This window comes from Streptomyces sp. 7R007 (genome assembly GCF_054850255.1).
In genome coordinates, this window is sequence record NZ_JBTWMV010000106.1 from 1 (window position 1) to 10,618 (window position 10,618).

At 68.1% G+C, this 10,618-nt stretch carries 7 protein-coding genes and 2 pseudogenes; 2 read left to right on the top strand and 7 right to left on the bottom strand.

Going from position 1 to position 10,618, the window contains the following annotated elements; genetic code table 11:
- A pseudogene (locus ACYF6T_RS43830) lies at positions 1 to 1,299 on the bottom strand (cbb3-type cytochrome c oxidase subunit I); the annotation flags it as partial.
- A 514-nt stretch (positions 1,300 to 1,813) separates the two neighbouring features.
- On the opposite strand from ACYF6T_RS43830, the gene ACYF6T_RS43835 reads away from it, so the two are divergent.
- Positions 1,814 to 3,472, top strand: a complete 1,659-nt coding sequence (locus tag ACYF6T_RS43835; RefSeq protein ID WP_461703578.1) for a penicillin-binding transpeptidase domain-containing protein — start codon at positions 1,814 to 1,816, stop codon at positions 3,470 to 3,472.
- A 267-nt stretch (positions 3,473 to 3,739) separates the two neighbouring features.
- Here ACYF6T_RS43835 and ACYF6T_RS43840 read toward each other — a convergent pair whose 3' ends face one another.
- From ACYF6T_RS43840 to ACYF6T_RS43860, 5 genes and pseudogenes are all read right to left on the bottom strand, one after another.
- Positions 3,740 to 5,038, bottom strand: coding sequence for an ArsB/NhaD family transporter (locus ACYF6T_RS43840; RefSeq protein WP_461703579.1), 1,299 nt, complete (start codon positions 5,036 to 5,038; stop codon positions 3,740 to 3,742).
- A 366-nt stretch (positions 5,039 to 5,404) separates the two neighbouring features.
- A pseudogene (locus ACYF6T_RS43845) lies at positions 5,405 to 6,689 on the bottom strand (cation:proton antiporter).
- 194 nt (positions 6,690 to 6,883) lie between these two features.
- Positions 6,884 to 7,345 carry a CBS domain-containing protein gene (locus tag ACYF6T_RS43850; protein ID WP_461703580.1) on the bottom strand — a complete coding sequence of 154 codons (462 nt, stop codon included), beginning with the start codon at positions 7,343 to 7,345 and terminating at the stop codon, positions 6,884 to 6,886.
- Between the two features lie 268 nt (positions 7,346 to 7,613).
- The gene (locus tag ACYF6T_RS43855) at positions 7,614 to 8,078 is read right to left on the bottom strand and encodes a hypothetical protein (RefSeq protein ID WP_461703581.1); all 465 of its coding nucleotides are present in this window, start codon (positions 8,076 to 8,078) and stop codon (positions 7,614 to 7,616) included.
- A 58-nt stretch (positions 8,079 to 8,136) separates the two neighbouring features.
- Entirely contained in the window at positions 8,137 to 8,559 is a 423-nt protein-coding gene (locus ACYF6T_RS43860) for an outer membrane protein assembly factor BamB family protein (protein WP_461703582.1), read from the bottom strand.
- A gap of 866 nt (positions 8,560 to 9,425) precedes the next feature.
- Here ACYF6T_RS43860 and ACYF6T_RS43865 point away from each other — a divergent pair.
- Positions 9,426 to 9,812, top strand: coding sequence for a pyridoxamine 5'-phosphate oxidase family protein (locus tag ACYF6T_RS43865; RefSeq protein WP_461703583.1), 387 nt, complete (start codon positions 9,426 to 9,428; stop codon positions 9,810 to 9,812).
- Positions 9,813 to 10,036: 224 nt separating this feature from the next.
- Here the strand turns inward: ACYF6T_RS43865 and ACYF6T_RS43870 are convergent, their stop codons facing one another.
- Complete coding sequence (locus ACYF6T_RS43870) at positions 10,037 to 10,405, bottom strand: hypothetical protein (RefSeq protein WP_461703584.1); 369 nt, start codon at positions 10,403 to 10,405, stop codon at positions 10,037 to 10,039.
- Between the last annotated feature and the right edge of the window lie 213 nt (positions 10,406 to 10,618).

Below are 10,618 nucleotides of genomic sequence, written 5' to 3' on the forward strand. Positions count from 1 at the left end.
TAGTCGGCGTAGCGGCGGGGCATGCCCTCGGCGCCTAGCCAGTGCTGCACCAGGAAGGTGGTGTGGAAGCCGACGTACAGCGTCCAGAAATGGATTTTGCCCAGGCGTTCGTCGAGCATCCTCCCCGTGAACTTCGCCCACCAGAAAGTAGAAACCGGAGAACATCGCGAAGACCACGGTGCCGAAGACGACGTAATGGAAGTGCGCGACGACGAAGTAGCTGTCGGTGATGTGGAAGTCCAGCGGCGGTGAGGCCAGCAGAACGCCTGTCAGGCCGCCGAAGAGGAACGTCACCAGAAAGCCGGTCGACCACAGCATGGGCGTCTCGAAGCTCACTGAACCATGCCACATGGTTCCGATCCAGTTGAAGAACTTCACCCCGGTGGGCACCGCGATCAGGAACGACATGAAGGAGAAGAAGGGCAGCAGCACTCCACCGGTGGCGAACATGTGGTGCGCCCACACGGTGACGGACAGTCCGGAAATGGCCATGGTCGCGCCGACCAGCCCGGCGTAGCCGAAGATCGGTTTGCGTGAGAAGACGGGAATGACCTCGCTGATGATGCCGAAGAACGGCACCGCGATGATGTACACCTCTGGGTGTCCGAAGAACCAGAACAGGTGCTGCCACAGCAACGCGCCGCCGTTGGCGGAGTCGAAGACATGGGCGCCGAACTTGCGGTCAGCTTCCAGAGCCAGCAGCGCGGCGGCCAGCACGGGGAAGACCATGATCACCAGGACGCTGGTCAGCATCACGTTCCAGGTGAAGATCGGCAGTCGGAACATGGTCATGCCCGGCGCGCGCATGCAGACGATGGTGGTGAGGAAGTTGACGGCGCCCAGGATGGTGCCGAAACCGGACAGGGCCAGCCCCATGATCCACAGGTCGTGGCCCACACCGGGGCTGTGCTGCGCGTCGTTGAGCGGACTGTAGGCGAACCAGCCGAAGCTGGCCGCGCCCTGCGGGGTGAGAAACCCTCCCACGGCGATGAGCGAGCCGAACAGGTACAGACAGTAAGCGAGCATGTTCAGGCGGGGGAAGGCGACGTCGGGAGCGCCGATCTGCAGGGGCATGATGGCGTTGGCGAAGCCGGCGAACAGGGGCGTCGCGAACATCAGGAGCATGACGGCGCCATGCATCGTGAACGCCTGGTTGTACTGCTCGTTCGACAGGATCTGCGTTCCCGGCCGGGCCAACTCGCCGCGCATCAGCAGTGCGAGCACCCCCGCCAGCAGGAAGAACCCGAACGAGGTCACCATGTACAGTGCGCCGATCTTCTTGTGATCGGTGGTCGTCAGTCACTCGACCACGGCAGAAGCCCGTTTCGCCGTGGGCCGTTGCACCCCGGCCGGCTCGGTCTGCACCGTCATAACCTTGACACCTCGCTCGTCGCACACCTCGCCGGAGCCCCGGCGGCGCCCGGCGAGGTACCCGCGAACTTCCCCGGCATGCGCCCGTGTTTTTCTGTCGCGGACGAGCGGTGGCGCTGGTCGCCTGCGAAAAACCGGGTGGGCCCGGCGCGGTAGCCGCAGCAGCCACCCGGCGGCGGTGGCGAGCACGGTCGGCGCTCGGCCGGTCCGGTGTCAGGGGATCGCGGCGGCCTCCCCTTGCCGCATCCGCGCCGTCGCGCGTTCCGACCGGGTAAGGGTCCGGTGGCGGACAAGGCGATGACGCTGTGGTGGCCGAGTCCGTCATGAGGGCGCTCGGAGCCCACGGCGCGCGCTGCGGCGGCTCGGAGCCGGACCTGACGGTCTGGTAACGATCACCCGTGGGCGATACCTGCACTGTGCAAACAAGCATACGATCCACAGGATGAACAGAGCTGTGAAGATCGGCATAGCGAGCACAAGCACGGCGCTGCTCGTCCTCGGGGGAGTGGGCGCCTACAACGTGGTACAGGCGATGTCTGCCGGGACGACGGGGAACGGCGAGCCCGCGGCGGCTAGTGGTTTCGACGCGGCGGCGGTGTCCACCGAGCCGCCGTCGGACGCCAAGGCGGTCGAGTTGGCCCGGGCCTTCCTGGGGAGTTGGTCGAAGGGGCAGTTGGACAAGGCGGCCGACGACACCGACGCGTCGGCCACGGCCGCATCGGCGCTGCGGGGATACCGGGACGGTCTGCACATCAAGTCGCTCGCGTTCAGAGAGGTCACGTCGGCGGGTCCGTCGACGGTCACGGCAGGCGCGACCAAGGTCACCTTCAGTGTCACGGCTCAGGTTGCGGGCGGCACTTGGACGTATCCGAGCGCCGTGGCCGTACGGCAGAACACGGAAGGTCGGCCGGCGGTGCACTGGAACAACTCGGTGCTCTACCCAGGCCTCGGCGACGACCAGTCGCTCACCGCCGGCAAGCTTCCCGACGGCACGAGCACTGCCAAGGTCGTGGCGAGCGACGGCAAGACCGACCTGGCCGCGTTTTCTTCACTGCACGACATCGTGGCGACGATCCGCAAGAACGCCACGCCCACCGGAGGCAGCGCTGGCACGGGCGTCGCCGTGGTCGACGCGGACGGAGTGGGCGTGAAGGCGGTGAAGGTCTTCGTCAAGGGCACGGCGCCGGTGATCAGGACGACCATCGACGCGCGGCTCCAGGCCGTGGCCGAGAATGCGGTGACCGACTCCCACCTGCAGGACAAACCCGCCGGGACGGTGGCGCTCGACTGGCGGACCGGTCACATCCTCGCGATCGCCCACACCGGCGCGGACGGTGACATCGCTGTCAATGGCATCAAGTCGCCGGGCTCCACCATGAAGATCATCACGTCGGCGGCCCTATTCGACCAGGTCGGCCTCACCCCCAACAGCCCCGCCCCGTGCACGGATTCGCTGATGGCCAACAGCCAACTGTTCCACAACGACGCGGGCGTGCGACCCAATGCGGCTTCCACGGTCGCCCAGGCGTTCACGGTGTCGTGCAACACGGCGTTCATCAAGGACGGTTTCCACTACCTGGTGCACAACGGGGACGCCTCCGCGCTGCACGACGAGGCCGTCAACGTCTTCGGTATGGGCAGCTGGTCCATCGGGGGCGGGGTCGCCACCACCGACCCGAGCATTCCGCCGGACGCCCAGGGCGGTGATCAGGCGGCTCAGTTCATCGGACAGGGCAGGGTCACGGCCACGCCGCTATTCATGGCGTCCGTGGCGGCCACCGTCCGCAACGCCGGTTTCGAGCAGCCGGTCATCCTGCCAGGGCAGCACCAGGACACCGCGCCCCGGCCCATCTCCGCCCGTACAGCCGGCTACCTACAGTCGATGATGCGCTCCGTGGCCACGAGCGGCACCGCCGCCCCTCGCCTTGGCGGTCTGGCGGGCGTAGGCGCCAAGACCGGCACAGCGGAGGAGGGTGATCACACCAACGGCTGGCTGACGGCGTACAACTCCCGTATTGCCGTCGCCGCCCTGGTTGAAGGTGGCAGCTCTGGCGTGGACTCCGCCGGGTACGTCGTCCGGCACCTGCTCACCGAAAGCTGACGCCGTGCACGGGCGCGCGGTGCCCGGCCTTCGCGAGGCCGGCGCGCGCTTGCTGCACACATCCTGTATTGACGCCGTCCGCTGCTAGCGTCCCGCGCCGGTCCTTCCCGCGCGTGCTCGCAGTGCGGGCGCCAGTGCGCCGACGGTCGGCCGGCTTCCCTGGTCTCGCGGCCCTCGGCCGTGTCCCCGCTCCAGCTCGAACGTGGCAGGCTTCCTTGACCGCTGGTGTCAGTCGGCCGGCCCGACCGCTTTCGCCCGAAGGAGGACTCAGGCCAGGGCGAAGTAGCGCAGCCACACGTAGACGAGGGACATGGACACCGTCGCGACGGTCACGATGAGGCCGTACTTGGTGAACTGCCAGAAGGAGATGGGCTGCCGGTTGCGTTCGGCGATGCCGAGGACGACGACGTTGGCGGAGGCGCCGATGGCGGTGGCGTTGCCGCCGAGGTCGGCGCCGAGGGCGAGGGCCCACCACATGACGTGGTCGCCGGCGCCGCCCATGTCCTTGACCAGGTCGGCGGTGATCGGGGCCATGGTGGCGACGTACGGGATGTTGTCGACCACGCCCGACAACACGGCCGAGCCGCCCAGCAGGGTCATGGAGCCGCCGAGTTCGTTGCCGCCGATCAGGTCCGCCAGCGACTTGGAGACCTCGCCGACGACCCCGGTGTCGATCAGACCGCCGATCATGATGAAGAGTCCCGCGAAGAAGGCGAGGGTGGGCCACTCCACCTCGGCGAGGACCTCGCTGGTCTCGGCCGTGGAGACGGCGATGAGCACCCCGGCCCCGAGCAGGGCGACGATGCTGGGCTCGTAGTGCAGCACGGGATGCAGGACGAAGCCGGCGACGACCAGAGCCAGCACGATCAGTCCCTGGACCAGCAGGCGCGGGTCCCTGATGGCCTCGCGTTCCTCCAACGCCATGATCTCGGCGGCACGGTCCTCGTCGTACACGAACGCCTCGCGGAACAGCACCCGGCACAGTGCGAGGAGCACGAGCACCAGCACCGCGGACAGCGGGGCGAGGTGGACGAGGAAGTCGTTGAAGGTCAGGCCGGCCCGGCTGGCGATGATGATGTTGGGCGGGTCGCCGACCAGGGTCGCCGTGCCACCGACGTTGGACGCCATGACCTCGGCGATGAGGAATGGCGCCGCAGGCAGGGCGAGGCGTTCACACACCAGCAGGGTGACCGGGGCGATCAGCAGGACCGTGGTGACGTTGTCCAGCAGCGCCGATGCCACCGCTGTGATGACCACGAGCATGGCCATGACCCGGAAGGGTTGGGCGCGAGCGCGCTTGACGGCCCAGATCGCGAGGTACTCGAACATACCGGTCTTCTTCAGCACGCCGACGATCATCATCATGCCCATCAGTAGGAAGATGACGTTCCAGTCGATGCCGGAGTCCTCGGAGTAGAAGGCCGAGACGTCGTCGGTCGCCCCGATCGCCAGCATGAGTCCCGCGCCGCCGAGGGCCACGGCGACACGGTGGATCTTCTCGCTGATGATCAGGGCGTACGCGCCGACGAAGACGATGAGCGACGCCCAGCTGTGCCAGTCGTTCACGATCCTCCGATGAAGTGGTCGGGTGGGGCGTCGATGGTGAAGCGCCGACCAGCAGGGGCTGTGTCACCGCATCGTTCGATCATGGCGGCGACGGGCCTGTCCCTGGCTGTCGGTGTGAGTCGGCTCCCGAGCGGCCACGTGGCCGACGACTGGCCGGTCATCGCTGCTCGGGTGTCGTTGTCCAGCCGGTCGTCGATGGCCGCCGCGGTACTCGGATCCTCCTGTACCGGGGCGGGTCCCAGTGCTTCGACCGCGGGCTGCGGGCACCTTCCGTGAACGGATACTTCTCCAGGCCGAGGACCCGGAGGGCGGACAGCCGCTCGTGCACGATGAGCCGGGTGGCCTTTGCGTCGTCGTCATGGGCTGTCACCGGGGGACGGGGCTGGGCCAGTTCGCAGGAGGGGCATGGCCGTTTGCCTCGCTCTGCCGTTCCACTGCCGCGAACGCATGGTCGTCATCGTCGTCGGGGATGCCGACGAGGTCTTCGACGTCGAACATGCGGGCGATGGGCACGTCGGTGCTGGAGTGCGCGATGATCGAGAAGGCGATACACACCGCGATCAGCGTGTACGCCTCCCGCGCGTGCGGGATGCCGGACTGCAGCACCAGCAGCCCGTACACGACGGACGCGAAGCCCTTCGGGCCAAACCAGGCCGCGGTCAGTCTCTCGCGGCGCTCGAAGTGCGTCCCGATCAGAGAGATCAGCAGCGACGCGGGCCGGATCAGCACGATCGCCAGGGCGATGGCGACGTAGCCGCCCCATGACAGGTCGGCGAAGAGGCGGGGGGTGAGCAGGGCGCCGAACACCAGCAGCGCGGCGAACTTCGCCAGCTCCGCGAGAGCCTCGCCGAGTGGCTCGAAGGCCTCCTTGGCCTCCGGGGCGGTGGCGGCGAGGACGGCGCCCGCAGAGAAGGCGGCCAGGTAGGGGTTGGCGTGGGTGAGGTGGCAGAGCCCGTACAGAATGATCCCGGTCGCCAGCGGCAACCAGCGGCTGCAGTTTCGGCTCCGCGCCCAGCAGGCGGAACCGGACGAGAGCGTTGACGAGCAGCGGCAGCAGGATGCCGAAGACCAGTCCGAGCGCGAGCTCCAGGGCGATCTTCCCGCTCGACGCCTCGTCGGCGTGGCCCGCGGTGGGCCCGGCCGCCGCGATCAGCACGAGGACTGCCGGCAGGGCCAGTCCGTCATTGATGCCGCTCTCGACGTTGAGCAGTTCACGCAGCTTGGCCGGGACCTCCTTGCGGCCCACGATCGCTGAGGCGAACACCGGGTCGGTCGGCGCCAGGACGGCACCCACCAAAAACGACGTCGTCCAGTCCAGGCCCATCAGGAAGTGCGTGACCACAGCCATGAACACGAAGGCGAGGGGCATGCCCAAGCCGAGCGCGCGGGCCGGGCTCTTCCAGTTGGCGCGCAGCTTGGCGAAGGAGACGTGCTGCCCGTCGGTGAACAGCACCGCGAACAGCGCCAGGTCGGCCGTCACCGACACGATCTCACTGTCCGGTGTGATGTGGATCAGCCCGAGGAAGCCGTCGCTGACCAGGGCTCCGCCGATCAGGAAGAGGAAGGAGGTGGACAGCACCGTCCGGGCCGCCAGACCCGACAGCAACACCGCCACCAGCAGTGCGACACCGAACACCGCCACCAGCACCATGACGTGAACCCCCGATCGGAAGAGAGAGTGATCCCCTGCTCGCCGACCAGGCTTCCCGGCACACCACTGGGAACCTTACCTGTTCTTGATCCATCTTTGACAGATCACCAGTACGCGCGGGGAGTGTGAAGACCTTCTTCGGGCTCTCACGCCCGCAGGTGTGGCGTCGCCATCGAGAGGACGGTCCCGGCGGCTCACGACGTGGCGGCCAGCAGTCGCTCCAGCAGGTGTGAGGCGGTGATCACGCTGAGCAGCCGCATGCCGGTCCTGTCCTCGTCGACGACTGCCACCAGGGGGCTGCGGACCTGCGCCATCTGTGCCGCGACCTCCAACGCGGTCGCGTCTGGTTCGGCGACCGGGGGCGCGGGCACGGTTTTCGACAGGCACTCGCGCACCGTGCGGCCCTTGAGTGCCTCGCACAGCCGGTCGGCGTGGCGTTCGTCGACCACGGCGGCCAGCGTCGGGTCCTCGACGACGTAGGCCGGCACGAGGATTTTGATCATCTGTGAGGCGGGCAGTACCGCCTTGGGCGCGCCCTGCTCGTCGACCACCAGCAGGGCGGGCAGCCGGTGCTCGGCCATCACTTGTGCCGCCACCACGGCGTCGGTGTCGACGCCGACGGTCTCGTACTCCACTGCCAGGTCACGTGCCCGCACGATCGGCTCCAGTCTGTCCGTGTCCCGTTACAAGGCAGCGTCACGCGTATGCGGTGCGCAGGCCAGCCCTTCGCGACGGCTTCTTACGGCGTTTCGGCAACACGGGCCGCCACGGTCTTGCCCCTCTCGTTGTGGGTTCCCGGTGACCTCGTCGGTGCAGTCGGCCACGTCACCGTGGTGTCCCGGCTGACGCAGCAGGTACGTCCGGCAGAACTACCCACTTCCGGCCGATTCGACGCCACAGCGGTCGACGACACGGGGGCGGGGGTCACCCCGAGGCGATCAGCAGGTCCCCGCTGTGGTCTCGCCAGGCGATGCTCACCGCACCGTCGGCGGTGTCGAGGACGTCGAGCCTGTCGAAGGCGTCTGAATCGTCCGGCGCTGTCATGGCCGGCAGCCGCAGGGTATGGAGCAACTGTCCCGTGGCCGCATCGAGGACGAGCAGGTCGGCCTGGATCCGCCGCCCGGCGTCCGCAGCGGTGAGGAACGGCTGGCGTACGACGTACACCCGGCCGTCGGCGATGCGGGCGATGCCGTACTCCTGGCCGGCCGACGCTCGCAGCTGCCAGGAGGATCGTCCGTCACGGGCGTCGTAGCCGCGCAGGAGTGTCTCGTGGTCCCCGGAGCCGTCTTTCGGGTCGCTGCCGGACACTACGGTGCCGCCGCCCGCGGTGAGCACGTCCCACTCGTCCAGGGGGAGTGCGGCACGTGCAGAGATCCTTTGGCGGTTCATGTCGAGCAACCGGATGATATGCAGGCGGTCTGGGTCCGGGGCGACCAGCGTGTGCCCGTCACTCCGAGGCCGTCAGCTCGGGGTCAGCGGTGCGCTGCTGCCAGAGGATCTCGCCCGTGCGGTTGTCGACCCCGAGCAGCAGGCCGTACTCGTCCCGGTCGCCGCGACCAGAGGCGTTGCACTTCACGTGGACGGCGCTGACGTGGTCGGGCAGGGTGTGCACGGAACGAAGGAATACCTCGGGACACGACTCAGGCGTCTTCACCGTCCACAGGCTCCGGCCGCCGCGCTCGTCGAAAGCGTGCACGGCGCCGAGATCCTCGGTGACGGCACGGCCGCCGACGAGTTCCACGGACCGGTGACGGTCGCCGGCCCGTATATCCGCATGCCACAGCGGCTTGCCAGTGCGCAGATCGACGGCGACCAGCTTCCCGTCGGTGAAGCGGGCCACCACGGTGCGTTCCGACAGCCCGAAGACCACACAGCTGGGTCCTTCGCATCCCGGCGCTCGTAGCGCCAGTACTCTTTCCGGTCCGCAAGTTCATCGCCGTCAGACCGGAGTCCGTCCACCGCAGAGACAGCCCGTGCACCACGGCCTGCTCACCCCCCGCCCGGCGTATGACAGTTTCCGGCGCGACCGGGGCCTTGGCGGCGAACGCGGTGGGGAAGGGCCCGCGGGCCCCGGTGAACACATCCTGTGACTCGTGCCAGTCCACCAGCCTGGCGCTCACGAGGAACCTCCTGCCCTGAGTCCGGGAGCGGGTCCTCAACGCCCGCTCTGAACGCGCGTAGCCGTCGGCCCACGCCCCCTCTCAACCGTCCGGTCGGCGGCTGCGCTCTTCGCGCTGCCGCCGAGCCGACCACTTACGGTATGCCGGCGCCATGGTCATCCGGGCCGCATGGAATCTGCATCTGACCTGGCTGACCGCGCGAAGCGCACGCAGTTCGACAGGACCCGCAGCTGGGCTTCCCCGAGTGCCAACGGCCCGTTCCACTGGCCGCCTCGGGAGAGCTACTGGCCGTCGTCAGCCGAGTTTCGTAGAGTCCGCCTGAAACAAGATCGCCGCGGATTCGACGAACTCGGGTCGACTCAGCTGACCAACAGGGGAACTCTACTCAGGGCCGGTCGGCCTACAGGGCATCGACGGCCGTGGCACGCATGCTGTCGCTGCGAAGGGTGCGCCGGTGGCTTGCTGTCCTTGGAGGCGTTCGCACCACGGTGGAGGCAGGGGGCCGCCGTCTTGCGGGCCGTCTGACTGTGGCGGCCGCTGTTCGCTCGTGCGGGCGGAACCCGTCTTGCAGGGAGCCGTAATGGCCAAACCGTTTTTTCACACCGGCTCTGCCCGGATGACCGAGCTGGGCCGGGAAGAGTCCCTGGCGCTGCTGGCCAGTGTCCCGCTGGGCCGGATCGGCTTCTCCATTCAGGCACTGCCCGCGATCCGCCCGGTCAACCATCTGGTCGACGGCGACCGCATCGTCTTCCGCACTCACACCGGATCGGCGTTGGTACGTGATCCGTCGGTCGAGGAGGTGATGGTCTATGAAACCGACCAGATCGACCTGGAGGACCGCACCGGCTGGAGCGTGATGGTCACCGGCCGGGCCAGCCTGATCACCGATCCCCTCACCGCCACCCGCTACCGAGACCTGCTCATCCCCTGGATCGACCTGGACATGGACCACGTGCTCCAGATCTCGGCGGAGATCGTCACCGGCTACCGGCTGAGTCACTGAGCCCGGATAGGCTGCGACAGGACCACGCTGCACCGGCACGGTCCCGACCCGGGCGTGAGGTTCCTCCCGCGCGGGAGGCGGGAGGAACCTCACCTGCCTCAGCTCGCCGCGACAGCGTTGCCGCCAGCGAGGCCAGCCCTACCAGCACCGCCCTCAGGACCCTCACGGCCCGGCGACGGCCCCCAAGCCCGCTGACCGGCCCGCAGTGAACAGCTCCGGGCCCGTCACAGGATCCGCTCGATTTGCCGCAGTTCCTTGCGGACGCCGGGCAGATCCGCGCGGTTTCGGTCAAGGACGACGTAGAGGAAGAGTCCTTCGTGCATGCGGCGGGTCAGGGGCCGGATGAGGTGGTATTCCGTATCCAGGGTGATGAGGATGTCCTCCAGTCGCGCCGGTGCGTAACCGAGCAGGTCCAAGGCCGAGAGTTCGGCGCGTACGACGTCCGTGCCGCCGCTCGCTGCCTTGGCGAAGTGAAGGCCGGCCGGTTCGCCGAGGGCGCCGAGCGTCATGCGGCTGACGTAGTCGACGACCGCCACGCCGAGCGCTCCGTCGATGCGCATCGCTCGGCGCATCGCGATGGTGATGACGGACACGGTCAGCCCCCTCGTCGTCCCGGCGCGGGATAGTTCTTCCGGCCGTCTTTGCATCGTGCCATGATTCGTGGTGGGCGGCGCCGGAAACGGCAGCGCAGGTTCATGACGGCGCTTCGGGCACCGCCTTCTAGGGCCTGTGTGAGGTCGTGATCATTCTCGGGTTCTGGTCCCGTGCGGGGGTGGGGCCTGGTAGGACGCTGGGTGTGGCACGTT

Excerpts from the sequence above, each read along its gene's own strand:
- ACYF6T_RS43835 (WP_461703578.1), top strand. The coding sequence starts at position 1,814 with ATGAACAGAGCTGTGAAGATCGGCATAGCGAGCACAAGCACGGCGCTG.
- ACYF6T_RS43855 (WP_461703581.1), bottom strand. The coding sequence starts at position 8,078 with ATGAACCGCCAAAGGATCTCTGCACGTGCCGCACTCCCCCTGGACGAG.
- ACYF6T_RS43865 (WP_461703583.1), top strand. The coding sequence starts at position 9,426 with ATGACCGAGCTGGGCCGGGAAGAGTCCCTGGCGCTGCTGGCCAGTGTC.